Genomic DNA, 26,244 nt, shown 5'->3' with positions numbered 1-26,244 from the left:
TTGCCACTGGTTATACTCCTACCAGTGTGCCTATTCAGCGTGCAAGATCACTTGCGGATCTGTATACATCGGTCGCCGACTATGATCTCGTCTTGGTTCCTGAGGCCCCGGTTGCGAGCGCCCTCAACCGCCGGCTCGACCGGCCACAGTTCGGGACGTTTGCAACCACTCCACGCCGACTGGCCGCTGGGCGGCGCGAGCAGGCCGAAGACCGGACGGCGTTTCTGGAACTCGCCGACACTGTCGACGACTCGTGGAAAGCTCTGTCCTACGCTATCGGGAACGTCCTCCAGTGCTGGGAGCACCACGGACAGGCCGCGGGGATCCTGGAGTATCCAGCCTACGACGATCCCACCACGCGCACTGTGGTGGACAGGCTCGCCGCACGCCAGTCGACGTCACAACAGCTGACAGAGTTCACGGTTGACGCGGACCAGTCGGTTGCCGTCGTTGGGCTCCCGGAGTTCACTGAACTCGAACGATCGATCCTGCCAGCGGAGTATGACACGTATCCCCTGTTGACTGACGACACCTTCGACTATCCGGCGTTCAACATCTTCAGGTCCCCATCGGCGATTGTCGACGCGGTCGTGGATACCATCGACGAGGAGTCGGCTGACAATGTCGCAGTGGTGCTGGATAGTTCGAGCCAGTACTCTCCGCTGGTCGAATCTGCGCTTGAAGCGGCAGATATTCCCTATTATGGGGGACCGGGGTTCATCGACAACCTCGATGTGCGAGCAGTACTGCGGCTCTTGCGCGTCGCCTATCGTGGTTCCGAGACGACTGTCAGCGATATCGCCCCGATACTGTCACGACTCGGGACCGATGTCGATATCGAGCACAGTGAAAAACGTCTGGCCGCGACCGATCTGCCAGCAACCGCGTGGATTACCGAGGTGTGTGAGACAATTGAGGGCCGTACCTTTGGCTCGCTCCTCACGGCCTACGAATCGAAAGCCGGCCGAACACTGGACCGTCTCCGGGACGAACTCGAGTCGCTCGGGCTCCACGACACTGTGGTCACCGAATCGCGGGTTAGTGATCTGGCCTTCTATCTGGATTTCTACGAGGTCCCAGTGGACAGAGAAAACGAGGGCGTGTTACTCGCAGATGCCAAATCTGCCGGCTACGTCGACCGACAGGCCGTGTTCTTTCTCGGGCTTGACGAGGGCTGGACCAACAGTGCTCCACAGCGCCCCTGGGTCGACACGGAGGCGCAGTTCGATCGGTATATCCGCCGCTTTCAGCGACTAATCCAGAGCGGCAGCGACCAGTACTATCTGGTCGAGGATACCGCTGGGGGCCAACCGGTGACGCCGTGTCTCTACTTCGAGGAACTCCTCGAAGAGCCCTTTGAGCGATTCAGCGACCTCGAATCTGTCAGGTATGAACGAACAGTCGATGGTAACCGTGATGGCTTTGCGAAAACGGCCGTCGAACCCCCGGTCGAGTCGGCACCCATCGAAACGATCAGCCAGACCAGTCTCAACAATTTCGTCAACAGCCCACGGGAGTATCTTTTCAGCCGGCTGGTCGATTCCCCCGACAAGGACTATTTCCGCGAGGGGAATCTGTTCCATGACTTCGCGGAGTTCTACGTCAACTATCCCGAGATCATCGACACAGACACGCTCTCGGAGGTGGTCGATGTCATGCTCGAGGAAGCCAAACCCTTCTACCCTGAGACAGACCGAATGTTACGCCGACGCCAGTATCGGATCGGGCTGGAAACCATCGTCGAATATCTGGATGCCAATCCACCGACGGCACCTGCCGATCTGCCCCCGGCCGGGGAGCCCGATGAGAACTTCTTCGCATCGTATTTCGACCGCCCCGTGGACTCGCCGCTTACCGAACGCCAGTTCACCAACCCGGACCTCGGTATCAACGGGAAAATCGACCTCGTGGAGGGACCCACAGCCCTGCTCGACTACAAGAGCGGGTCGAAGAAATCAGCCTACGATGTCTGTAAACAGGCTGCGATGGACCCGCCCAATGATACAATCAACTATCAGGCAATCGCCTACCTGGCACAGTTCCGTACACACCAGCCAAACGCGGAGCTATCCTTCTCGTTCTTCCACTTCCTCGAAACGCTCGACGATGCGATCACCGGCGACGCGGCTGTGGATGATACGCTGACAATAGTCTCCTACTACCCGCAGTCATTCGACGAGTTCGTCGGGACGCGCCCGGCGTACGAGGTCCTCTTGGATGGCTACAAGGACTGCGTGGCGACCTTCGAGGAGCTTGGCTTCGGGGGCTACAGCGATATCATGACAGACCTCACGTTCCCGGACACGACGGAGCGGTCGGCATTACGGGAGTCTGACTTCGCCGACCGATTTGCCAAGGCCGTGCGTCAAGAAACCAGCGACGACGTCGATGCCGAGAAAGGGGCTGACCAGGCGATTCGAGCGCTCAACGGCGTCAGGAAGCGCAACTTCTTCAAAGATGATCTCGACCAGTTCGAGGAATTCGTCGCCGACCGACTGACCGAGATCAATCGCTACCGGGCGGGCGAGGAGCGATTCCCGATTGAGGGGCTGGGTGGCGAACCCAACTATCGCCGGATCGATCATCGCGATATGTTCCTGGAGGGCAGCCGATGAGTGACGACACACCGAACGAGGCCCAGCAACAGCTGATCGATGAGACCGAGGGGATCTACCATGTCGACGCCGGTGCTGGCACCGGCAAGACCTTCGCCATCACACGCCGGTATGCGAACATCGTCGACCAGCCCGACGTCGAGCCAGAAGACATCCTGCTGGTTACCTTCACCCGCAGTGCGGCCACCGAGATGCGTGAGCGCATCGTCGAGCACTGTTCGTACGGAATGCGTGAGCTGGCCGACGCACCGATCCAGACGTTCCACTCGTACTGTCACGACCTGCTCGACGAGCACGGCTATCGCGCCCCGACGCATCTGGGCATCGACGACCGAATCACTGGCGGTACCCAGATCCTTGAGGATAGCCAACTCGAGAATGAGCTGTTCCGTGAGTTCTTCGGGCAGTTCCGGGATCGCCATCCTGAGTACAACGACATCTTTCGGGCACTCTCAGAGCCTACCGAGCCGCTCTCGCTCATTAACGAACTCGCTGCGAAGGGTATCTTCCCGACTGCAGATGGCTGGTATCGAGAGGGGAAACAACATCTGCTGGGGGACTACGAGCTGTTCAAGCAGTATTTCGATGCCCAAAATCAGGCCCGCAACGATGGGCGCAAGCAGTCCCCGCTCCGGGACGATCTCTCGCGGTTCGGGACGAACAAAACCTACCGCTCGGCGGCTCCTTCCAAATCGGAGCTTCGGGGTGGCCGGGGAACCAAGGAACTCGACGATAGCGTCGCTCGCGAGGTCTTTGAAGAGGATCGGAATGAGCTACTGGCATTCGTTCACGACTGTTACTTCGAGTATCTGGAGTTCGCCCTGGAACGGAACTACCTGAACTTCGGGTTCCTCCAGCTGTTTGCTTTCGTGGCACTGTGCGAGGAGCCAGCGCTGCGTGACCGCGTCGGGTTCGAGTACGTGATGGTCGATGAGTTCCAGGACTCCAGTGAGATTCAGTTCAAGCTGGCGCTCCTGCTTGCCGACACGGACAATCTCTGTGTCGTGGGCGACTGGAAACAGAGCATCTACTCGTTCCAGTACGCCGCCGTCGAGAACATCGCGGAGTTCGACACCCGGCTGGAACGATTCCGGAGCGAGTTGAACGCTGATTCCGAGCAGGTCGAATTCGGGACGGATGGGATAACATACATCGAACTAACGGAGAACTACCGATCGACACAGACACTGCTTGACTTCTCGACAAATGCATTGACCACGCCAGCGACCAGCTCGGAAACAATCGATGAGCCCGTCGACATCGACTCGCTGTCCTCGAATGCCACCTTCGACGAGACCAGCATCGAGGCCGTTCAGCATGAGGATGAACACGAGGCGGTACTGGCCAGGATCCAGTCAATTGTCGATAGCGACGACTACCGGATTGAAGACGAGAACGGCGACCCCACAACCCCGAGCCACGGCGATATTGCGGTCCTGACCAGAACACGCGATTACGGACGAGAACTACTGACTGCAGCCGAGGAGCACGGGCTCCCGATGGCCTACGACGGGGAAGTCGAACTGTACCGCAGTGACCCCGCGAAGCTACTGCTGGCGTGGCTGCGGATCGTCGAATCCGATGGCGACCGTGGCTGGGCCGTTGTTCTAGAGCGGGCGGGCTACACGCTTGACGAGATCGATGCGCAACTGGAGCGAGAAGACTACCCGCCAGCGATGACCGAATTCCGGGACACTCTGCGGGAGCTTGAGGCAGTAAGTTCGCTGGCCCGGCGCGTCTTCGATCGTTACGGGCTGACTGGCGATTATGCACGGGAACTGCTGGCGCATATCCAGTCCGTCCACGACGCCACAACGCTCACTCGCGGGGACCTGATCCAGTTTATCGAACGCGCGATTGACAAGGGGAGTACCCACGCGATCAACACCACTACTGATACGGATTCGGTGACGGTCCAGACGATCCACGGCGCCAAGGGCCTGGAGTATCCGATCGTCATCCTGGCCAATATGAACGACGGGCGGTTCCCGCCGCGTGGTCGGACCAGTGGTGTGCTGCAGTACGACGAGGCGACGGGGCTCCGACAGCGCAAAACCTTCGCTGACGAAGGCCGGTATCCACACGTCTACGATAACTGGCGCTACGATGTCTTGCGGCAGTGCCTCCCCGATAACTACGACGAAGAACGCCGGCTCCTGTATGTGGCCATCACCCGAGCCGAGAGCCACGTCGTTTTTGCCAGTGGGGCCGATCCAAATACGTTCCTCTCTGAGCTGCCAGTCGAACTTACCGAGGGGGCGACAGAAATTGAAGCGAGCCAGCCCGACGAGTCAGTCCAGGCACAGCTGCCGTTCAGCATTGCAACACCCGATGGGCCGGTTGGCTACAGTCCACATTCACTGATGGATGACTCCGTGTTTACTGAATCGGAGGCCAATGCCGGTGAGGCCGACGCGGATAAAGAAAGTGGGGTGGACTTTGGTTCGCAGGTGCACGACTTCGCCGAGGCCTATGTGCTGGGTGAGGCGGTCTCACCATCGAACCCGCATGAGGAGCGCATCAAATCGCTGCTGGATGGGCTGGATGGAGAGTTGTACGCCGAAGAGGATGCCATCCTGCCACTCGAGATCGATGACCAGCGTGTCTCAATTACGGGTATCGTGGACCTGGTCCACATCACGCCCGATCGAGTCGAGATAATCGACTACAAGACTGACCGAAGCCGACGGGCACAAGACGAGTATCGCAAGCAACTGAGCGTGTATTATCACGTACTCTCCAGTGAGTATCCGGAGCGAGCGGTAACCACAAGCCTATTTTATTCTGCTATTGGGGAGCTGGTGTCAGTTGAACCGCTATCGAAGGGGACTCTTCGTAAGCTTGTGCTGGACCATCAGTAGATAAGAATAGGGTTCACACAGAGTTTGGGGAAGTCCTACGGCACGGTACTCGTCTCCCAGGGGCTTGGTGCAGTATGCTGGATCGTGGCGGTGTTTGCGCCAACGACTGCACTGACTATCACGCTGTTCGGTCTCGCGTGGATTCCTGTTGGCGTATCGGGCGTGCTCACCGCAACGCTGAACCAGCGCGTGTTCCCGACTGACCTACTTGGACGCGTCTCTGCGACGAAGGGAACCGCCTCGGGAGCGACGCTCCCGCTTGGCTCACTCGTTGGTGGAGGAGTTGCTGAAGCGTTGGGGACCACGACGACGATGGAGCTGGCCGCGAGCGGCTTCGGCTTTACTGCCGTCTACGTCCTCCTACGGCCACGGATCCGTCGGCTCCCCGCCGTCGAAACGGCAACTCCCGACGACTTTGATCTGGAGACCGAGACGCACTAATCGGCCGATTAGTGGGGCCTCCCACGCCCGTTCCAGCCAGAGGAACGCCCATCCCAGGTACAATCGTGAAAGCAGTCGCCATACCCCGTGTGGACACCATATTCCGCTCCATGAGGAGCGTTCGGCGATGGAATCGGGTATACAATCCCACGTTGCGGGACTTTCGTTGTCGAATACCATCGAAGTACTCGAAGATCCGGGTGTCCAACGCGGTCGCAAAGCCGTCCACAATTGGGTTCAGAAAGCCGATCTACAGCCAGAATCTGGGAAATCTCTGAATTAGATTGCGCTCGACGAAACAGTGATTCGCATCACCGATCAGCAATTCTATAGTAACAATTGAAACGATTTACATACTGATCGCACTGCCGTCGTGCGATCAGGTGCGCATTGACTTTCAATGGCTACTATAGCTGTACGCCGCTGCCGATCCGCAGTCGAACGTACTGCTTCACGTTCGGCTGTTTGCGACGACTACGACCACCCTCACAGAAATTTTCCTGCGCGAACTTCGTCAAAAGCACGATGTCGAAACTACTGTCTTTCTCGTCGATGGCGCTCAACACCTCCAAACTGCACTGCAACGAGCTGGCCTCCGATTTCAGATACGTCCCCACGGAAATTGGAACGCTGTCGAACGGATTTTCGAGAGTTGAAGCGTCGAACCTCGTCGTTTTCGAACTGCTTCAGTCACGCCGACCCGGAAACCGCCGAAAGCTGGTTGCAAACTTCCGCTCGATGGCTCAATGCCACTAACTAAACACTACCCAATTGAGAGACAGCAACTTTACTTATCCTGTGAATTGGATGGGGGGACTCTGATTCTGTGACTGAGCCGCTCTGATGTTGACATGTCGGACGACAGCAGACAGTAGCTTCGTCTATCACAATCCCTGAGATTACACCCAGAATATTGCGTGACCAGCTTTCGAGAGTGAGACACACCCTGTTTCGAGTGTAATTTGGGGCTGTTACGATTAATCGAGTTCTCCGTATCCATCTCCTCTCATGAGTTCTGCAACGTCCTCTACGTTGTCGAACGCCGCGAGAAGCGCATACTCACGGGCGTCCGTCTTCGCGATGTCGTCTGCCCCGAGTTCCGAAGCGAGCTGGCTCCGAAACTCCGCTTCTTGTGAGACGACTTCATCGCGAGCGAAGAGCTCGAGGCGATTGTCTCGTTCATCCCCGACGTTGCTCCGACGCACGAAGTACGGATACTTGTGGCCACTCGTTTGGTGTGATCCAGTATCGCTGGCTGTCGAGTTGCTCGTCGTACTCTCTTCGCTGGTACTATCCGCTTTCTTCGCTTCTGGGGAGTCCCGGCTGTCAGCTGCTTTCTCAGAGACGACCTCTTTGGATTCCAGATCATCCGCCTCCTCGTCTGCGGTGTCATCGATCTCCTCACCGGCTTCCTCTGTCTCGTCGTCTCCTTCTTCCTCATCGTTATCTCCGAAATTGAGGTTACCCGATCCCGATTTGAATGAATCGCCCCCCATTAGTCAGCCACCTCCGGTTCAGCGGGAAGGTCGAACTCTACGGTCTCGGTTCCATAATCGTCAATATCTAAGACGAGTTCATGATCAATGTCGACGTCGAACGTCTCAGTCGCAATGAAACCCGCCAGTTGCCAAAGTTTATCAAGCGTCTGGAGTTCACGGTCGGGAACTCTACGCTCCCCTTTCTTCGAGACCATCTCGCCGTCTTCCTCGTAGGTCTTCCACCGCTCCTCTACTACTTTGAATGCAGAGCCACGGGCTTCCCACATGGCGTCCATCAAACTTTCTCGTGACCCAATGGAGACTGGCGTTGCGAAGGCGTCTGTATTTTCGAACTGATCGCGATACTGCTTGTGGGCGTTCGTCTGGCCGACTCCGGATGGAACCACGCACGAAAGCCCGATTTCGATGTCCAACGCAGTCTCCATGTTTCCGACCATCTCCTCAAGGCCATCAAGGCTGAGACTCCCCTTTCCAGCTGGCTTGACGGGCGCCACCAGTGTTCGAAGCGCGTAGATAGCATTGTAGAGGAGGTCTTCAGCGCGTGCGTTGGGGTCGATGAGGACCGCGTCGTACTTTTCGTTTAATTGCTCCTGCTCCCAGAGAAGATTGTATAGTAACTCAAAGCGGGGGTATTCATCGCGAGAAATCCCCTTCATTCCAGTTTCGTAGGAAATCTTCTGCTCAAGATTTGAGGTGAAATCCCCAAGCATGTCGTGGCTCGGAATGACGTCGACGCCCTCCTCAGCGGTCTCGATGAGGTCATCAAAGTCTCCATCAGGCATTTCGAGAATGTGTTTTACGAGATTGTCTGCGTCCGGGTTGCCACGGTTTTCTCCGACGTCGAAGAGTGAGGTAAGATTCCCAGTCTGCGGGTCCAAGTCAATCACGAGAACATCAAGTCCCATCCGCTTGAATGCGACCGCGAGATTCGCTGTCATAGTCGTTTTGTACGTCCCCCCGGATTCAGCGTAGACGACGGTCGTTATCATACACTTCCTCATTTGGATCCCTGTTACATATATCTGTGTCAGACATGTGGGCCAATTGTCTGTACCACTAATCTACACCATTTATCTGTACCTCCCTTCTGTAATGCTTGTCTGTACTATGATAGAGACTGAGTTGGATCGGATCTGGAATCGCCGTCTGTAATTGTAGCACGTAGCACCTACCTGTGACACATATCTGTACTAATCATATGCAACAGGGATCCGATACAGACATCAATCTGTAGTTGTTTTAGATCGCAACGTCCATGACTTTCAGAACAGATATCTGTTACAGACTGGTGCTACAGTCATCTGTCTGGAAATAATAGGCTGTGCACCGACAAGATAGCGCGGAGTGATTCACACTTCAGAACCTGTTCCAGATTTCCATTACAGAAGACTGTAACAGACGACACACCTTTGAAAATCCAGAGGTTATGACCTGCGCTGTCTCATAAACACCCAAACGCTATATAGTCTTACAGACTTGGAAGTTGAGACTACAGGGGGTTTAGCGGGACTGTAATGCGTGATTTCGGAAGGTTTAGTGAAGAGGAACAGACTCAGATCGCTCTCCAAACGTCCAAGCTTGTCGAACTTCCAATCATATCCGCGGATGTCGGAGACTTCCGACAGCGTTGCCACTCAGACGGCCCTCTATCACGGGTGGAGAACCTCACTATCCGATTCCTGTCTCCTTTTTCAGCAGCGTCAGCGTATTATCTGCCGTCACCATCGGAGAGTGCTCGTACTCACCGGTCAATTCGACCTGCACGAGTAGATCTACTGCACGCCAAATCGAGTACAGCAGACACGCGAATGCGAAGTAGAAGAACCGCAACCCGAAATTGGTTTGCATCCGCTTCGGCACGACGTACGAGAGCCCGCACTGGCTGATCATCTCCAGAACGTGCTGGCTATCGAACTCCCGGTCCATCAGCACGTTATCGACGTGAACGAGGTTCTCGGCTGAGTTGAGCAGGTCTTCGACGATTTCTAATCAGGCGTTTTGAACTCCGAACAAGCCCATCATCGATACTCCGAGGTCGTTCGATACGGGACGTAGTAGCCGATCTCATCGATCCACTTCGACAGCCACTCGTCAGCAGTGGCTTCATCGATCCTCCCAGCATCGATTGCAGCCAACAGAGCCAACCGACCCCACAACGGTCACGCCCTGGGCTTTCGCAAACGACCGGGCATCTCCGTCGTCTGTCAGCAGTCAACCGTCGTGTGCGTCGGCGAGAGCGAACGCCTGTGCTCCCCAGGATCGAGATGCCCCCAACAACGGCTTCTCTGTTTGCGACAGTATCCGAAATCGCCGCAACTGGGATTTCGTCATCAAGCGTATCGAGTGCTTCCTGAAGATATGGGTGTTAGCAACGCCGTGTTCAAGCTCCCCACGAACGACTGGTACCGTACAGATTCCAGAAAGGTCAGCAACTATCCACAGCTGATCGATGTACGCAAAATTCGAGAGGACAGTCGTGTTCAAGACGCTCGGGTTCGCTGGGAGATCGTTACCTGTCATTTAGCACGGGGCTCCTCATCAGACGAGTCCTCATCATCAAATTCGAGTTCGCGTGCTGCCTCTACCTCGTAGGCTGCGTCGTCTTCGTTAACGAGCCCGAGGCGAAGTTCAACACCGTGCTCACGGAGGATGTTGCATCGGTTGTTTTTGCGACGCCGTCCTTTTGATTCGAAATGGCAATCCGTGTCGGCGGTAGATCATCTGGAAAATTGGTACTATCTGGATTATCTAGATTATCTGTGTCATGTGGCATATCTTTACTCACCAGATTATCCAGATAATCTGGATGTTCTAACTTAATTCTTCGTCAGACACATCGCAGACATCGAGTCGATATGAGTATCGAAATATGAGAGATGTCGATAGCGACTACCCCTCAGCTGCCCCCAAGATCAGGGCTTCACGCCGATACTGGCGCTAGTCGTCAAGGAACGCATCGAAATCCCGAGCAGGTGAGTGGAACCCAGCCTCATCAATCCAGCGTTTAAGATGCGTGTCTGCAGTCGTTGCTGTAATTCGATCATCCTCAACAGAACGGGCAAGCAGCCCAATCGAACCAGTTAGTTCGATGCCCCGTTGATTCGCAGTCGCACATGCATCACCATCATCAGTGACGATCGTTCCATCAGTGTCGTCTGCAACTGCCAGTGCTTGAGCCTCACCCGGATCAAGCATTTCCAAGAGGGACTGCTCGATTTGGTGCGCCTCCGCTGATGCCTCAATGACGGGAATTTCTTCTTCAAGCGCAGTTACTGCACGTTCGAGATAGCGATGGGTTTCAACACCTTCAGTGAGTTCCATCTGGACAGCAGGAACCGTGACGAGTCGTAGCAGGTCCGCTATGAGTTCGATATGATCCACCTGCGCGAAGTTCGAGAGAACAGTTGTATTGAGAACCGTCGCATTAGCAGGCACACCTGTCATTCGAGATTCCGAGCCACGTCTATTTCATCGCGTGCGGCATCCATATCCTCCGGTCCAAATCGAAGTTCAACACCCTCCTCACGCAGGATGTCTCGCATCTCGAAGCGGTTAAACCCAGCAAGCCGAGCAGCAGTCCCAAGCGTAATTCGTTCCTCTTCATACAATGAGACAGCAGCCGCAACCCGTGCATTCTCGTGTTCTTCGAAGTATTCACGGAGTACATGGCGGATCGCGTCGCTCTTATTTTCGAAGATGCCCGCTTTGACCGCCCCCTCCATGAGGTCCGTTAGATCATCCGGAATGGTGGCAGTGGTTCGAGACATGGCTTACTAGATCCTAACTCTGCATACATTATATGAATTGCGACGAAGTTCCGCTGAGTTGTTAGGGTGCCTGTCGGCAGGTGAAATAGTGTCGTCGCAGTCGAGCCCCACATAGGTACTCCCAGCGAAGACGTAGTTGACAACGCTTGCAGCGCCGTTGATTCCTGATACCCACCGGTTGTCGGTTGGTTCCGGCGCAACACTTCGCGTAATGCCACGCAACGTGATCACTGTAGGCAGTTCCTTGATCTAGCATCCCCGATACCACCGTCCAAACGGAAACACCCGACGCAGTCCCCGAGCAACATTACTATCCTGCTGACGACCACAGGCGATGAAAAATCCGGTATCTGCGACCCACGCTACCGACCCCTGAAGTGGGTCGAATGGCGTACTGATAGTGGCTCGTTAGTCCTCCGCTGATGGTAGTTGGTCACGAGCGTTCCGAATATCCTCGAAGTATGGATCAACGGCTTCCATGTGTTGAACCACATCCTGAAGCGCATGCAAGACCGCAATAGCGAGGGCCTGCTGTAGATCAAGCTCTCGAGCTGCGACTCGTTCAGACATCTCGTCGTTGGTATAGGGAATGGCATACGTAAGCGCAGCCGCGAGTTTGCCGAGCCCATATCTCTCCAAGAGGAGGTTGAGGTCTTGGTCGTGTGGTGAGCGACCGACAGCCTCGATGAGAGTGGGAGTGACGGTATACTCGTCACCGTCCAAATCTGCAGTGAGCGTAATCGGGACAGTAGAGTACGTGTGCGTCTTCTGCGCTTCATCTCGGGTCACGACACCGAGGTCGACGAGCGTCCCCATATCCGAGTACGCTGTCGTGCGGGGGATCTCTAACACAGCGACGATATCGTCGATAATCACTTCACCCTCACGAAGGACGAACGTGTAGAGCCGGGCCAAGCGTGGCTCTTCCAGCAGTTGTGCAATCGACAGCAGACCATTGATAGCCCGTTCTGGGTCCCCGGCGGCTTTCGACATACAATTCATAATTCATGTATTGAGTAATAACGGGTAGGACGATGCCAACCAGTGAGCCAGTCACTGATAGTTGGATAATTACCAGCGTGCCACAGACGACTCACAGAGTGCGAAAGCTATCTGTTCACTGAGTGGGTCAGTTGCTTAGAAATACGGAAGGCCCACCGGGGAGAGATGTCTCTCCTGAGTGGGCTATGTAAGTATGAATGGTGGCGGCGAACCGCGTTTCCCAGAGGCTCGCGCACTCCAGTACTCCCCGGAACGCTGGTGGGCTTATCTTCCGTGTTCGGGATGGGTACGGGAGGCAACCCCACCGCTGTGGCCGCCTAACGTCGAGTCGTGGAATCGAACCACGAAAGTACCAGTCTCGATCAACTTTTCCACCGTGTGATTACGTGCGATCCAGTTTGCGCCTGGACTCGTTCAGCGACGAGTAAATCGTCGGTGAATGAGTCACAGTGCGTATGAATGATGGCTTTGGTCTGTTAGTGCTCGTGGGCTTAACGTCTCGTTACCTCGACGCGCACACCCCGAGTCTATCGACCGCGTCTTCTACGCGGGACCTCAACGGTGTCTCTTTTCCAGGTGGGTTTCGAGCTTAGATGCGTTCAGCTCTTACCCCGTGTTGCGTGGCTACCCGGCACGTGCTCTCTCGAACAACCGGTACACCAGTGGCAACCAACCGTAGTTCCTCTCGTACTATACGGTCGTTCCCGTCAGACACCATGACACACCCAGTAGATAGCAGCCGACCTGTCTCACGACGGTCTAAACCCAGCTCACGACCTCCTTTAATAGACGAACAACCTCACCCTTGCCCGCTTCTGCACGGGCAGGATGGAGGGAACCGACATCGAGGTAGCAAGCCACTCGGTCGATATGTGCTCTTGCGAGTGACGACTCTGTTATCCCTAGGGTAGCTTTTCTGTCATCAATTGCCCGCATCAAGCAGGCTAATTGGTTCGCTAGACCACGCTTTCGCGCCAGCGTTCCTCGTTGGGAAGAACACTGTCAAGCTATCTTTTGCTCTTGCACTCTTCGCCGGGTCTCTGTCCCGGCTGAGATAGCCATAGGGCGCGCTCGATATCTTTTCGAGCGCGTACCGCCCCAGTCAAACTGCCCGGCTATCGGTGTCCTCCTCCCGGAGTGAGAGTCGCAGTCACCGACGGGTAGTATTTCACTGTTGACTCGGTGGCCCGCTAGCGCGGGTACCTGTGTAATGTCTCCTACCTATGCTGCACATCGGCGACCACGTCTCAGCGACAGCCTGCAGTAAAGCTCCATAGGGTCTTCGCTTCCCCCTGGGTGTCTCCAGACTCCGCACTGGAATGTACAGTTCACCGGGCCCAACGTTGGGACAGTGAAGCTCTGGTTAATCCATTCATGCAAGCCGCTACTGATGCGGCAAGGTACTACGCTACCTTAAGAGGGTCATAGTTACCCCCGCCGTTGACAGGTCCTTCGTCCTCTTGTACGAGGTGTTCAGATACCTGCACTGGGCAGGATTCAGTGACTGTACGAGTCCTTGCGGATTTGCAGTCACCTGTGTTGTTACTAGACAGTCCGAGCTTCCGAGTCACTGCGACCTGCTCCGTTCCGGAGCAGGCATCCCTTCTTCCGAAGGTACGGGACTAACTTGCCGAATTCCCTAACGTTGGTTGCTCCCGACAGGCCTTGGCTTTCGCCGCCATGGACACCTGTGTCGGTTCTCGGTACGGACATCATGCTCGTCTTTTCATGGGCCCCAGGTTGAATCACGTTTCCCTATGCCGCCGTTCGTCCGCTTCCTGCCATTACGGCTTCCACGGAGTTGGACGGTTCGACCGGGCGAATGCCCGGTGTGATCGACCCCAGGGCGTCAACTTTCACTGCATGATGGCACAGGAATATTAACCTGTTTCCCATTTCGTCATAGTCGAGTTGCGGTACGACTTAGGACCGGCTAACCCTCAGCTGATCAGCAGTGCTGAGGAACCCTTATCCATTAGGCCGTCGGGGTTCTCACCCGACTATCGCTGCTACTATGGCCAGGATTTTCGTCACGCATCGGTCCACAGGAATTCTCATCCCTGCTTCCACCCAATGCGAGCGCCAATCTACTCGATTACCAGTATGAGTGGTACGGACAGGTCTCGGTGGTGGATTTGAGTCCCGATCATTTTGGGCGCCTCAAACCTCGGCCGGTAAGCTGTTACGCTTTTCTTAGAGGGTAGCTGCTTCTAAGCTCACCTCCCGGCTGTCTAGGGCTCGAGACCACCTTCAGAGGATTACACTTAATCCACACTTGGGGACCTTAACCTATCTCTGGGTTGTTCCCCTCCTGGTACACAGGCTTACCCCGCGCACCGGAATCCCCGCGTCAAACAGCGTCTGTAGGTTTGGAGTTTGACAGGTGTGCCGACTCCTCTCGGAGGCGGACACACCAATCGGTCGCTCTACCCCACAGACTACCTCGGCGGAGGTCATGCTTCGACATGTTTCGATTGGAACCAGCTGTTGCCGGACTCGATGGGCCTTTCACCCCTACACATAGATCACGAGAGGGTATTGTAGGACACCAACTCTAACAGACTTCCACGTGCCTTTCGGCACGCTTCATCTTGTCCATGCGTAGATCGTCCGGATTCGGGTCGTGTCCACATGGCTCCCCGCGCTTGAACACGGCGGCCCTCGGGCAAAGCCCTGCGGCCATGTCGGTTTCCCTGTGCCTCCCCGGATGCTCCGGTTAGACTTGCCATACAGACACACTCCCTGGCTCGTTTTTCAAAACGTACGACAGAACATCGGCTTCCTGTAAGTCTTACTGGAGACTCGCGTCTCGGTCATTCGTTACAGGACCTTGTATGCCCTGTCGCTCGATCGCCAACTGATTTCATGCTCTATTTCGCCTCCCTTCTGAGGGTACTTTGCAGCGTTCGTTCACACTACTTGTTCACTATCGGTCTCAGGTTGTGTTTAGCCTTCGCAGTCGATGCCTGCGTTATTCGCGAGGGATATCCAACCCCCGCTACTCTGGCACTACCGCACAGCGTACTGATTTCGAGTACGGGGTTGTCACCCTGTATCACGCTCTGTTCCAAGAGACTTCGTCGAAATGGTCGGCTGATGAGAGGTAGCCCGGACACCACATTGCCCGTGAGGGCTTCGGTTTGGGCTGTATCGCGTTCACTCGCGGTTACTAACGACATCACGTTGCGTTTTCTTTTCCTCCCGATACTGAGATGTTTCAGTTCTCGGGGTTCCTCATTGCGCGAAGCAATTGTTAGAGAGATTCTCATTCGGAAATCTGTGGTTCTTCGCCTCCGTGCGGCTCCCCACAGCTTATCGCAGCTTGGCACGTCCTTCATCAGCGCCTGAGCCGAGCAATCCACCAGCTGGCATAGTAGCCAACGTCGTTGTGACTCGTTCAACTGAACGAGTCCAGTGGACGCCTGGATCGCACGTACACACGGTTTCATACTCGCCCCCAAGGTGGAGATGGTGGGCGAATCGACCCTTCCCAGGCGCGGTTTCACCCGACCTGGTGCATCTGTCGTCGTATCACAGTCGAACGCCGTCCCATACTTAAGGGGACGGATTCGAAGCGATACGGAGTACGGACCCGTCGGGAGTTGCACCCGACATCCCCGTGAGGGGATATCCGCCTCGGATAGGTCTTTGTGAGCCCAGCGGGCCCATGCAGTAGTCGGCGCTTGCCGACTCGCGGTGACTTGTGGTCACCAGTCAATGTAGGTGGGTCAGGCCAGAGGCCTGATCCCGGTCAGTAGGAGGTGATCCAGCCGCAGATTCCTCTACGGCTACCTTGTTACGACTTAAGCCCCCTTGCGGAGCCCAGATTCGACCGTCGCATGACGGCCTCATCCGGACCCCACTCGGGTGCTTTGACGGGCGGTGTGTGCAAGGAGCAGGGACGTATTCACCGCGCGCTTCTGACACGCGATTACTACCGAATCCAGCTTCATGCGGGCGGGTTTCAGCCCGCAATCCGAACTACGACTACGTTTGGAGATTAGCTTCGCCTCTCGGCGTCGCATCCCACTGTCAGAGCCATTGTAGCCCGCGTGTTGCCCGGTCCATTCGGGGCATACTGACCTACCGTTGCCCATTCCTTCCTCCATTTTAGCAATGGCAGTCCTCCTAGTGTACCCAACCACCACAAGGGTGTTGCTGGCAACTAGAAGTGTGGGTCTCGCTCGTTGCCTGACTTAACAGGACGCCTCACGGTACGAGCTGACGGCGGCCATGCACCTCCTCTCAGTAGCGTCGAGTAAAGTCGTCAACCTGACTGTCATTACTACTGTCGGGACCGGTGAGATTTCCGGCGTTGAGTCCAATTAAACCGCAGGCTCCTCCGGTTGTGGTGCTCCCCCGCCAATTCCTTTAAGTTTCATCCTTGCGGACGTACTTCCCAGGCGGCTCGCTTATCGTCTTCACTACGGCACATCACGTGCTCATGGCGCGTGACATACCTAGCGAGCATTGTTTACAGCCAGGACTACCCGGGTATCTAATCCGGTTCGAGACCCTGGCTTTCGTCCCTCACTGTCGGGTCCGGTCTCTCAACGTGGTTTCCCCATTGGTGGTCCGTCCAGGATTACAGGATTTCACTCCTACCCCGGACGTACCCGTTGAGTCTCTCGGCCCCAAGCTGTGTAGTTTCCACCGGACGCCGACCAGTTGAGCTGGTCGATTTCCCAATGGACTTACACAGCAAGCTACGGACGCTTTAGGCCCAATAATATCGGCCATCACTTGGACTGCCGGTATTACCGCGGCGGCTGGCACCGGTCTTGCCCAGTCCTTGTTCCTGTACCACCTTACGGTACAGAAAAGCGAGGGCTATATGCCCTCACACTCGGAGTCCCCCTATCGCACTGTCGTGCAGTGTAAAGGTTTCGCGCCTGCTGCGCCCCGTAGGGCCCGGTATCTTGTCTCAGATACCGTCTCCAGGCTCTTGCTCTCACAACCTGTACCGATTATCGGCATGGTGGGCCGTTACCCCACCATCTACCTAATCGGCCGCAGCCACATCCTACAGCGCCGGAACGTTTCTAACTCTCGGCACTCCAGCCTGAGAGTTATATCCGCTATTGGCCTCAGTTTCCCGAGGTTATCGCGGTCTGTAGGGTAGTTTGGCCACGTGTTACTGAGCTATATGCTACGAGTCTAAACTCGTGCAACTAGCATGGCTAAATCGGACTCCGATAGCAATGGCCTCCGGCAGGATCAACCGGAATGTGCTGATATACATCAGCGGCGGAAGTGGTTGCACTCCGTCGGAAGCTAACACACTGGTTCCTACGCCAGTGTTGACTACTGCATGGGTCCGTGGGCTCACATCAGATTCCATCTTAACGGCGGACCGCAGGGGTGGAATCCTCATACACGAACACAAAGCCTCAGTGGCCTCGCGTTCTAAGCGAGTGACCCAGGCCACCACGACGGTGGCGTTGGGGTGTCGTTCCGAGAGCGCTGCCCGGCGCGACCTTCGCATTACATCCGATGGGAGGGGAGTATATAAATGGACGGTCTCGAATCCACCGTGTTTAGGCACCACACAGAACATGTGTCGCATACACACTAGAGAAATAGCCACATTGTCTAATCCAATACAACAATCATGTCATTCAAGTAGTGTATTGAGCACATAGCTGGCGACGATGAGAAATCCTCGCGAGATCGGGTTACGCTGGCTCATGAAGATGTTGCGTTTTACGACCCGAACTACTACCAGATACAACTCATTCGAACTGCTGAGAGCGTTCTCTCATCACTTGGATTTGACCGGACGGACATCCAGCCACATTACAGAAACTCGAGATACGACCCTGAGCGAGTGGTCATAGTCCAAGAGAGAGCTACCAGTCCTGCAATACACCGTTAGTTCATGTGAAGACATACCGAAACACACCACTGTTTCCGGAGCTACACACCACCATTTCCGAAGCTATTGGTGAAAGCGTGATTCAGTAATTCGAAAGATTTGCTTGCAGCATATTCATATCCGATAGATGGTCACGGACACGCCGTTCGCTGACGCTATCGGCGTCGAGCCGGTCGCAAATTTTGAGGTACCGGTCGTAAAGGTCACGAGAACGGATAGGAACTTCGTCAAGCGCCTGTTGATATGCAAGCGCACACAAGACAGCGTGTCCCTGTGTCGTGAGTTCTTGCATACCCCCGTAGAGTTGGTTCTTTTCGAGTTCATCCTCACACCCTGTCTCAGAGCGTTACTGCTTCGAAAATGCGTCCGCCGAAAACCCGGCGACGAAGCGCTCAAAATCATCCTTGAAACAGCGCTATGACGCCACCAACAATCGCTTACCCAAGAGCATTATTTATTTGAAACAACCCGACGTCCGAGCAGTCGTCCGCCATACCGCTGCCCGAACTGCAGAGGCGACCGGTGACACCGACTTCGAGAGAGTCCGTCTAATCGGTGAACGAAATCAGTCTATGAAATCCTTCTCATAGATCTGAAAAATTGATGCGAACTCAGGTCTGGCTCTGATAGAGAAGAACTAAAATGGCAAGTCCGATAAAGAAGTCCGGGAGAAACACGAACGCGCCGATGTTTGGGCGAGGTCGGAAGCCGAAGACATTGTGTACTACTGGATTTGACGTACCCGCGTATAGGAGCAGTGCGAGGCTTAGCACAAGCAGGCTTGCTGTGTACTTGTTCGGAAGGTCGCGATAAAGCTGCATGTAGATGGCTGCGAGTGCCACCAGTAACACGAGGTTTAGGGTTGTAAAGAAAACCTCCATCCGAATGAGCAGTTCAACTTGGGAGGACAGCGCCCTCGACGGAGGGCCATGGGATGGAACTGATGTGAAGAGTGCGACTAAGAGTGCGATACCACTCGCGGCAGTCGCACTCGCTACTGTCGTTCCAAGTGGACTCTTGATCCAGTTACGAATCATCATCAACTCCGGCCTGTTCCGCCACGTCTTCCATGATGTCGAGGTTGTTCATCATTCGGTCTGAGAGAAAGTACATCTGCCCGTAATTGTCGCCCTCCGTGGTCACGATATTGCTCTCTTCGAGGACTTCGAGGTGGTGCTGCACTGTTTTGTAGTTCAAATCTAGGTCATTCGACAATTGGTTGGTGTTTCGTGGCTGGTCGTTGAGTGCGCGGAGGATACGAAGCCGATTGCGGCCTCCACGAGACCCACCAATGAGCCACCAGAGCAACTGCCGCATCTATTGAGTATTCATTTGGTCGGTGCAAATACATTCTGTCTCGGTCCGAACGATACTATACCCCGAATTAGTCACTGATCCAGGAGACAATTCGATCAGCGATTTCACCGTTATTGTCGTCTTGCATCATGAGATGTGTATTTCCGGATATCCCTTCATCCGGAAGGCTAAGTAGCGTCGATGCGGGACTTGTCTCTCCTGCGAACTCTGCAGTTGTCTGGGTCGCTTCCTTGCGACCAGTCTGTCCGCGCTCGTCGACATAATCGCCATACACACCCATAAACGGTGCATCACCACCCATCTCCGCTACAGTTTGCGGGTCAGTCGGCGCACCGACCGGCTCAACTGCGATGATCCGTTCAACGAGGTCTGGCACAGCTTGTGCAACCGTGAATCCGGAACTACCGCCCGCTGAGTGAACGAGCAGCACTGCCGGACCAACACGATCGAGAAGCGCCTCTAGGGCGGCAGTCTCTTGGGATGGTGTGAACCGGCTCCCACCGCCACCTCCAGTAGTCGACCCAGTCTGGGTTCCAGCTGTGGTCTCAGTGGAATCCGCAGGTGTGGAGTTCTGGTCGCTGCCACGTCCACCCGTCTGGCTTCCACTTTGTCTACCGCCACCTCCGCCACCAGTGCTAACGTATGCGGGGAATGACGCAACGAGTTGGTCGACCGACTCGACCGGGTATCGAACGTCCTCGTATGGGTCACCGGCTTCAGGTCCGAACCCCCACGTCGGCCAGGCTCGATCGATAGACCACCGGGAGAGTGACGCAGAGTCAGAGTTCTGGAGGGCAGCAGTGTCTAAGCCACCTGAATCGACGTTTCGAGGCGGGTTAAATACATACACTGGATGGCCAGCTTCGGCAAAGTACTCCACCCAGCCGCGTCGACCGTCAGGTGTCGTCCGGTAAATGTACGGTGACAACCCAAGGCCGGGCACCATTACGACGGGTGACTTGTTGGTGGCTGTTTCGGGCTGTGTATATACGACTTCAGCACGTCCGTCGATGACCGTACTACTGCTTGTGTTTGCGTTGCCGACGTAGAAATTACCGAACGTCGGAGAGTCGTCATTCTGTTGTTCAGATTGCGGAGAGGCCTCAGAAGCGGACTGTGTATTGGTGTTCGGTCCGCTGTTGTCGGTTGTGCTATTGCACCCTGCGATAGTCGCAGCAAGTGCGACCCCAGTTGCGCGAAGAAACGCTTTCCGAGAGATACCCGATGACATACAGATCGTACTGGCCGGGGATCTGACTTAGTCGATTGCCGAAATCGGCCACAGGTTAGGCACAAATTCATTCCAGTTCATGCAGAACGCCCGATATTGACAGATGATAGTACGTTGAGGTAACTACTGTGTCGCTCAGAGCATATACATTGAGAGCACCGGTCTCAACTTCTGGCTCAGTTGTGATGTTGAGACTACAGCGAGTTTAGCAGGGCTGTGAAGCGTGAATTTGACCGATTCGGTCAGCGGAAACTGCCCAAATGGCTCTCCAAGCGGCCATTCTTGTCACACACCCATCCATATGGACAAATTTTCTAGACTTCCAGCAGCGTAGCCACTCAGACGGCGCGCTAACCCGAACAGAGTACCTCACTACCCGATCCCGGTTTCCTTCTTCAGTAGCGTCAGCGTGTTGTCCGCTGTAATCACCGGTGAGTGCTCATACTCGCCAGTCAATCCGGCTTGGACGAGGAGATCGATAGCGCGCCAGATCCAGTACGCTTCATTCCGTACGCAGGGCAAACAGGGGATTGCCAGTAGTGCCAGTTGCTCGATAACGAAGTCACATACATACTCAGAATCCACCTCGCGCTCTGAATCGATTCGATAGCCGTGCGAAAATTCGATGGTTGGACGCGAACGCCTTACTAAGCCTGTCTCAACCCTCTATCTGCAATGGCAGAATGCAACGACCGCCACGCCGAAGATAGCGGTTCTAAACAGAGGGGTAGCTAATTATGCGCGTTCCTATCCCGAAGAACAAACTCGTCGCATTCACTCCCGTCGGTGCGCTCCTCACAGCTGGTGTCGCTGGGGAAGAGTGACTGAGATGACGGGTCCGCTCGCATCGGTCTATGAACGGTTCGGGAACACCTACCGCGAGTTCGAGTGTTGTGACACGACGTTTCGGATTCAGGCGATGGGCGTTCGGGCCGAGGCTGGGGCAACTGCGGCCCGAAAAACGGCTGAATCACTCGAAGCCCAGCTGAACACCTTCGATGCGGCGAGTGCCGTCAACCAGCTCAACCGTGAAGGAGAAGTCAGGAACGAACACGTTGTCCGAATCGTTCGCCGTGGAATCGAATACAACGACCGAACCGGCGGGGTGTTCGATATTCACCAGGGCCGCGTCGAACAAGGCCTCAAAACGTTCTTGCGTGGTGACAGTGAGACACTACCAACAGAGTTTGATACCGGAACTGACGATTCGCATGCGACGATCACGTTCTCGGCGCCACGCGAGGAGGCTGAGGACGCTGAGGCCCCCAGCGAGGACGAAGATACCGAGACTGACGTACTGTTCGAGGAGTTGCGCGAGTGGCATGCTTCAGGCGATGGACGCTTCGAGTGTGAACTACTCGGAGGTCGATACAACCAAATCGAGGGAGCAGGTTGTCAAAACGATTGGCGTTCAACCGTCGAATCCAAACGAGTGATGCTCCCCAACCCGATTCATCTGAACGCTCCAAGACGAATTGTCGTCGCACAACCCACTGAGCAGTACATTCATTTCAATTCAGCATCAAATAGTTTCTCATGCCTGTCAACGTTCTCATCGCCTTCGACGGCTCCCCGCTTTCAGAGCGGGCGCTCACATACGCTATCGAGACCTTCCCGGACGCTCCCATCACCTCGATTTACGTTATCAATCCTCTCGACTCCGTTATCGATGTGGAGGCTGGCGGCTTACCAGTTGCCGAGGACTGGTACGACAATGCCAAAGAACGAGCAACCAGAATCCACGCGACGGCCACGGACCTCGCGGCGGAACGTGATACCGAACTCGTTACCGTCACGGAAGTCGGAAAACCGGCACGAGCAATCCTCAAATACGCTGACGACCACGATGTCAATCAGATCGTCATGGGCAGCCACGGCCGCTCAGGAATCGACCGTGCACTTCTCGGGAGCGTTGCCGAGACAGTTACCCGCCGAGCGCGAATCCCGGTAACGATCATCAGCTGAAGCATTCGGACCGGGGGGCAGACGAGAATCCACCGTGTGAAACTCCCGCTTCGTACGCAGTCAGACAGAAACACAATGACAGACCGACAATACAAAACCATAGTACAGTACATAGGGAGATCGCGTGACCGTTACTGAGTCGCCTCCGCTATCGACCTGTACCATCCAGATCGAACGACGAGGCGGTCGCGGCGAAGGGGGTGCGCGCGCTCTCGAACGCTACCTTGGAGACACACCCGGTGTCCACGATGTCGACGTCTCGTTCCGAACGGGGAACGTTCGAATCACCTACGACGAGAGCGTCACCTCGGGGGTGCAACTTCGAGAAGCGGTCCGCGACCGCAACGTCTCGATCGAGAACGAGCGCGACACGGCCCCCGACGAGGTGACCACACGCTCGGAACTCAGTCAGGAGGCCGTATTTGTCGGTCTAACCTTGCTCGGGATGGTAACCGGCCTCGCGACAGGATGGCTTAATGGCCCGCCACTCCTCATGTGGGGCGGCTACGGCGTCGCGTACGTCTTCGGCGGGTGGTACGGACTCAAAGGGGCCATCGAGACGCTCCGCCACCGTGCGGTCGACATCGACCTGTTGATGATCGTCGCCGCGCTCGGGGCGCTCTCGATCGGAGCACCCTTCGAGGGTGCGATGCTTCTCTTCCTGTTCTCGCTGTCGAACACGCTCCAACACTACGCAATCGGCCGCTCGCGGCGGGCGATCAAGTCGCTCGTCGAGATGCGACCGGACGAAGCGCAGGTCCTTCGTGACGGTGAGGAGGTCACAGTACCCATCGATGACGTCGATGTCGGTGACGTGTTCGTCGTCCGCCCCGGTGACAAGATTGCACTCGACGGCGTCGTCACGTCCGGCGAGGGAACGGTCGACCAGGCCTCGCTCACCGGCGAATCCGTCCCGGTACCGAAGGAACCCGACGACGAGGTGTTCGGCGGCACGATCAACGAGAGCGGGAGCCTTGAAATCGAAGTCACTCGGCAGGCCCACGAATCGGCGATCAGCCGCCTTATCACCATGGTCGAAGAAGCCCAGAGCGAGAAAGCCCCGACACAGCGGCTCATCGACCAGCTCGAACAACCGTACGTCCTCGGGGTGTTCGGGCTCACAATCGCAGCTATCGCAATTCCACTCGCGCTCGGAAGTGAGTTCACGGGGACGTTCTACCGCGCGATGACGCTCATGGTCGCCGCCTCGCCGTGTGCGGTCATCATCTCGACGCCCGCGGCAGTCCTCTCAGCAATCGCCTCCGGTGGCAGGCAGGGCGTGCTGTTCAAGGGAGGCGAACACGTCGAGACAGCAGCGAATATCGACGCAGTCGCCTTCGACAAGACCGGCACACTCACACAGGGCGACACGCAGTTGACCGACGTATTCGTCCGTGATAGTGCGGGGGACGAGACACTAACCGAGGACTCGCTTCTCTCGCTCGCGGCCGCAGTGCAGGCCCGCTCGGAGCATCATCTCGCTCGTGCGACCGTGGCGGCGGCAGACGAACGATCACTCGACACACCCGACGCCGCACGGTTTCAGTCGGTAGCCGGGAAGGGGGTTCGAGCTGACGTCGGCGAGGAAACCATCCATATCGGGAACCGAAGCTACTTCCAGACAGTTCTCGGAGACGAATCAGTCGACGGTCTCAAACCCGGCCTCAGCCGGCTCGAAACCTTAGAGGAAGAGGGAAAAACGAGCGTCCTCGTTGCCCGAGAGAGTCACGTCGACATCAGCGTCTTGGGGTGGCTTGCGTTCACCGATACCGTTCGCCCTGACGCGGCCGAGATGATCGACAAGCTCCGATCGCTCGGCGTGGAGCATATCGTCATGCTGACGGGCGATAACGAGCGCGTCGCACAGCGCATTGCCGACGAGGTCGGCATCGACGAAGTCCAGGCGGAACTGCTACCGGAAGAGAAAGTGGCGACTATCGAAGAGCTGGTCGAACAACACGAGAACGTAGCGATGGTCGGTGACGGTGTTAACGATGCCCCAGCCCTCGCCACAGCGACCCTCGGCATCGCGATGGGGGGTGCAGGGACTGATGTCGCGCTCGATACTGCTGATGTGGTACTGATGGGCGATGATCTCAGCAAGATTCCCTACGTACTCGGCCTCGGCCGCAGGACTCGCCGAACACTCACCATCAATCTCGCCATCGCCTTCGGCGCGATTGCACTCATGGTCGGTACGATCCTCCTCCGTGGAATCCCGCTCCCGCTTGCCGTAGTCGGACACGAGGGGTCAACGGTTCTCGTCTCGCTAAACGGCCTTCGGTTGCTCGGCTTTCGTGGATGAGAAATTGGCCGGTGGGCAAGAGACAGTCATCAACACAGAGGGCGAGTGAACAATCGAAAACGCCTGCATTCGATGGACATTATTATTTCAAAAGGAGTCTTAACCAACAGCCAATTGTAGCCGATCTTGTTGTTGGTTAATCCGGATCACGACAGAATCAGAACGAGTCTAGCGTCGTCGATGTCTCATCTGTAGCAAACAACTCCGCTAACCGCTCGTCCTCTTGAAGTACTTCCTGTGCCAAATCCGCGCGAATCGAAAATTCGTACTCATAGTATGAGCCGCCTTTGGGGCCCTTATTCTGTTCGTCTACGTCTAGGAACCCTTTCAACGTCAACTGTGACAACCGGTCATGAATCGTTCTGTCAGTCCGCACATCCGCATCGATACGCTTTGCAGCCATTACATACCGCTCGTAAATTCGGTTACGCTTGGACGGCGTTTCATCCTCCCGCTCCAACAGTAATAGGGAGTAGAGAGTCAGTTTGCTCTGTGTTGGCAAGCGAGTTAATTCGTCGCGAACTTTATCGCGCTCAACAATCTCGTCTGCCTGTCGCACATGCGCTTCGGTGATGACATCGGACTCCTTATCTCGTGCCAGATCTCCAGCCTTATACAATCGCTTCAGCGCCTGTCGGGCACTTCCAGAGTCTTGTGCGGCAAACGCTGCACACAACGGAATCACATCGCCCGCCAAAATGTCAGACTGTAACTCATAACTGCCATCATCAAGTCGCTGAGCCGAAGTATCGTGAAACGCCTCACCAGCACGCTGTTTCAAGATGTTCCCGAGTTCGTTCGCATCATACGGTGGAAAATGGATCTCTTCGTCAGCGAGACTGTCCTTCACACGCGCTGAGAGGTTATCGCGGAACGTGAAGTCATTCGAGATACCGATTACCCCAACCAGTGTATCTTCAACGTTCTCGTTATCGTTCGCCCGTGGAAGCTTATACAGGATGTCGTCATCATTCCCAATGGCATCAATTTCATCAAGTACGATCAAGCAATGTGTTGCATCGAGTGCTTCCAGCTCATCGAACAACATATTGTAGATCATTCCGCTCGGATACCCGGTCGGTTTGATTTGCTCGGTTGCCGGACGAAATTGATTAATGAGGTTTGCAGCCACCTGGTAACTGCTGTTCAGCGATTTGCAATTTAGCTCAATTACTTGAACGTCGACACCGTCGATATTTTGCTGATCCTCGATCAGTCGTTCAACGACCATCCTCAAGGATAGTGTCTTTCCGACTCCAGTCTGGCCATATGAAAATAGGTTTTTCGGCGGCGCACCGTTAATCACAGGTTTGAGCGCACTCTGGTACTGCTCAAGTTCTGTGTCGCGCTCAATAAGACGGTGCAC

13 protein-coding genes, 3 rRNA genes and 8 pseudogenes are annotated in these 26,244 nt (G+C 55.7%); 8 read left to right on the top strand and 16 right to left on the bottom strand.

Annotated elements, in window-relative coordinates; all coding sequences use genetic code 11:
* Positions 1-26 precede the first annotated feature (26 nt).
* The 4 genes and pseudogenes from HAH_RS15230 (at position 27) to HAH_RS19200 (ending at position 6,677) form a co-directional block, all read left to right on the top strand.
* The gene (locus HAH_RS15230) at positions 27-2,615 is read left to right on the top strand and encodes a PD-(D/E)XK nuclease family protein (protein ID WP_023842878.1); all 2,589 of its coding nucleotides are present in this window, start codon (positions 27-29) and stop codon (positions 2,613-2,615) included.
* Positions 2,612-5,476, top strand: coding sequence for a UvrD-helicase domain-containing protein (locus tag HAH_RS15225; protein WP_014030585.1), 2,865 nt, complete (start codon positions 2,612-2,614; stop codon positions 5,474-5,476). Before HAH_RS15230 ends, HAH_RS15225 begins: the two co-directional genes overlap by 4 nt.
* A 27-nt stretch (positions 5,477-5,503) precedes the next feature.
* Positions 5,504-5,917 (top strand): annotated as a pseudogene (locus HAH_RS15220) (MFS transporter); the annotation flags it as partial.
* A gap of 127 nt (positions 5,918-6,044) precedes the next feature.
* Positions 6,045-6,677 (top strand): annotated as a pseudogene (locus tag HAH_RS19200) (IS6 family transposase).
* A 217-nt stretch (positions 6,678-6,894) separates the two neighbouring features.
* Here the strand turns inward: HAH_RS19200 and HAH_RS15210 are convergent.
* The 12 genes and pseudogenes from HAH_RS15210 to HAH_RS19195 form a co-directional block, all read right to left on the bottom strand.
* Positions 6,895-7,413 (bottom strand): hypothetical protein, encoded by a 519-nt coding sequence (locus HAH_RS15210; protein ID WP_014030580.1) that lies wholly within the window; start codon positions 7,411-7,413, stop codon positions 6,895-6,897.
* Positions 7,413-8,405 carry a ParA family protein gene (locus tag HAH_RS15205; protein WP_014030579.1) on the bottom strand — a complete coding sequence of 331 codons (993 nt, stop codon included), beginning with the start codon at positions 8,403-8,405 and terminating at the stop codon, positions 7,413-7,415. Before HAH_RS15205 ends, HAH_RS15210 begins: the two co-directional genes overlap by 1 nt.
* Before the next feature lie 679 nt (positions 8,406-9,084).
* A pseudogene (locus HAH_RS15200) lies at positions 9,085-9,402 on the bottom strand (hypothetical protein); the annotation flags it as partial.
* A gap of 32 nt (positions 9,403-9,434) precedes the next feature.
* A pseudogene (locus HAH_RS20470) lies at positions 9,435-9,936 on the bottom strand (twitching motility protein PilT).
* Positions 9,933-10,070, bottom strand: a pseudogene (locus HAH_RS20405) (UPF0175 family protein); the annotation flags it as partial. The pseudogenes HAH_RS20470 and HAH_RS20405, both read right to left, overlap by 4 nt.
* Before the next feature lie 283 nt (positions 10,071-10,353).
* The gene (locus HAH_RS15190; RefSeq protein ID WP_014030575.1) at positions 10,354-10,860 is read right to left on the bottom strand and encodes a twitching motility protein PilT; all 507 of its coding nucleotides are present in this window, start codon (positions 10,858-10,860) and stop codon (positions 10,354-10,356) included.
* Positions 10,857-11,183, bottom strand: coding sequence for a UPF0175 family protein (locus tag HAH_RS15185; RefSeq protein ID WP_014030574.1), 327 nt, complete (start codon positions 11,181-11,183; stop codon positions 10,857-10,859). Before HAH_RS15185 ends, HAH_RS15190 begins: the two co-directional genes overlap by 4 nt.
* Positions 11,184-11,591: 408 nt before the next feature.
* Positions 11,592-12,176, bottom strand: a complete 585-nt coding sequence (locus tag HAH_RS15180; protein WP_014030573.1) for a DUF7437 domain-containing protein — start codon at positions 12,174-12,176, stop codon at positions 11,592-11,594.
* A 207-nt stretch (positions 12,177-12,383) separates the two neighbouring features.
* Positions 12,384-12,506: ribosomal RNA gene (gene rrf, locus HAH_RS15175) — 5S ribosomal RNA — on the bottom strand.
* A gap of 135 nt (positions 12,507-12,641) precedes the next feature.
* Positions 12,642-15,572: ribosomal RNA gene (locus tag HAH_RS15170) — 23S ribosomal RNA — on the bottom strand.
* A gap of 369 nt (positions 15,573-15,941) precedes the next feature.
* Positions 15,942-17,413 (bottom strand): 16S ribosomal RNA (locus HAH_RS15165).
* Together the 16S, 23S and 5S rRNA genes form the textbook arrangement of a ribosomal RNA operon.
* Before the next feature lie 753 nt (positions 17,414-18,166).
* Positions 18,167-18,388: pseudogene (locus HAH_RS19195) on the bottom strand (cell division control protein Cdc6); the annotation flags it as partial.
* On the opposite strand from HAH_RS19195, the pseudogene HAH_RS19555 reads away from it, so the two are divergent.
* Positions 18,386-18,481, top strand: a pseudogene (locus HAH_RS19555) (IS1595 family transposase); the annotation flags it as partial. The pseudogenes HAH_RS19195 and HAH_RS19555 sit on opposite strands and share 3 nt — an antisense overlap.
* 605 nt (positions 18,482-19,086) lie before the next feature.
* Here HAH_RS19555 and HAH_RS15150 read toward each other — a convergent pair.
* Both HAH_RS15150 and HAH_RS20150 read right to left on the bottom strand, forming a co-directional pair.
* The gene (locus tag HAH_RS15150) at positions 19,087-19,377 is read right to left on the bottom strand and encodes an ArsR/SmtB family transcription factor (protein WP_008308706.1); all 291 of its coding nucleotides are present in this window, start codon (positions 19,375-19,377) and stop codon (positions 19,087-19,089) included.
* A gap of 67 nt (positions 19,378-19,444) precedes the next feature.
* On the bottom strand, positions 19,445-19,753 hold the full coding sequence (locus HAH_RS20150; protein ID WP_225306838.1) for an alpha/beta hydrolase family protein: 309 nt from the start codon (positions 19,751-19,753) through the stop codon (positions 19,445-19,447).
* Between the two features lie 1,480 nt (positions 19,754-21,233).
* Here HAH_RS20150 and HAH_RS20400 point away from each other — a divergent pair.
* Positions 21,234-21,689, top strand: a pseudogene (locus tag HAH_RS20400) (hypothetical protein); the annotation flags it as partial.
* Positions 21,690-21,782: 93 nt separating this feature from the next.
* On the opposite strand, the gene HAH_RS19715 reads toward HAH_RS20400, so the two are convergent.
* Positions 21,783-21,932 carry a hypothetical protein gene (locus HAH_RS19715; protein WP_023842875.1) on the bottom strand — a complete coding sequence of 50 codons (150 nt, stop codon included), beginning with the start codon at positions 21,930-21,932 and terminating at the stop codon, positions 21,783-21,785.
* A 212-nt stretch (positions 21,933-22,144) separates the two neighbouring features.
* Between HAH_RS19715 and HAH_RS15135 the strand changes: the two genes are divergently transcribed.
* Positions 22,145-22,573, top strand: a complete 429-nt coding sequence (locus tag HAH_RS15135; protein ID WP_023842874.1) for a universal stress protein — start codon at positions 22,145-22,147, stop codon at positions 22,571-22,573.
* A 124-nt stretch (positions 22,574-22,697) separates the two neighbouring features.
* Positions 22,698-24,878, top strand: coding sequence for a heavy metal translocating P-type ATPase (locus HAH_RS15130; RefSeq protein WP_014030566.1), 2,181 nt, complete (start codon positions 22,698-22,700; stop codon positions 24,876-24,878).
* Positions 24,879-25,035: 157 nt separating this feature from the next.
* Here the strand turns inward: HAH_RS15130 and HAH_RS15125 are convergent, their stop codons facing one another.
* Positions 25,036-26,244, bottom strand: coding sequence for a Cdc6/Cdc18 family protein (locus HAH_RS15125; protein WP_014030565.1), 1,209 nt, complete (start codon positions 26,242-26,244; stop codon positions 25,036-25,038).

It is taken from the genome of Haloarcula hispanica ATCC 33960 (genome assembly GCF_000223905.1).
GTDB classification, from domain to species: Archaea; Halobacteriota; Halobacteria; order Halobacteriales; family Haloarculaceae; genus Haloarcula; species Haloarcula hispanica.
The sequence above is the reverse complement of the archived record's forward strand: the minus strand, read 5'-3'. Positions and strand labels throughout refer to the sequence as shown.

What these genes read in the sequence shown, in the direction of transcription:
- HAH_RS15225 (WP_014030585.1), top strand. Translation starts at nt 2,612, where the DNA reads ATGAGTGACGACACACCGAACGAGGCCCAGCAACAGCTGATCGATGAG.
- HAH_RS15210 (WP_014030580.1), bottom strand. Translation starts at nt 7,413, where the DNA reads ATGGGGGGCGATTCATTCAAATCGGGATCGGGTAACCTCAATTTCGGA.
- HAH_RS15205 (WP_014030579.1), bottom strand. Translation starts at nt 8,405, where the DNA reads ATGATAACGACCGTCGTCTACGCTGAATCCGGGGGGACGTACAAAACG.
- HAH_RS15190 (WP_014030575.1), bottom strand. Translation starts at nt 10,860, where the DNA reads ATGACAGGTGTGCCTGCTAATGCGACGGTTCTCAATACAACTGTTCTC.
- HAH_RS15185 (WP_014030574.1), bottom strand. Translation starts at nt 11,183, where the DNA reads ATGTCTCGAACCACTGCCACCATTCCGGATGATCTAACGGACCTCATG.
- HAH_RS15180 (WP_014030573.1), bottom strand. Translation starts at nt 12,176, where the DNA reads ATGTCGAAAGCCGCCGGGGACCCAGAACGGGCTATCAATGGTCTGCTG.
- HAH_RS15150 (WP_008308706.1), bottom strand. Translation starts at nt 19,377, where the DNA reads ATGCGGCAGTTGCTCTGGTGGCTCATTGGTGGGTCTCGTGGAGGCCGC.
- HAH_RS19715 (WP_023842875.1), bottom strand. Translation starts at nt 21,932, where the DNA reads ATGCCACTCGCGCAACTCCTCGAACAGTACGTCAGTCTCGGTATCTTC.
- HAH_RS15135 (WP_023842874.1), top strand. Translation starts at nt 22,145, where the DNA reads ATGCCTGTCAACGTTCTCATCGCCTTCGACGGCTCCCCGCTTTCAGAG.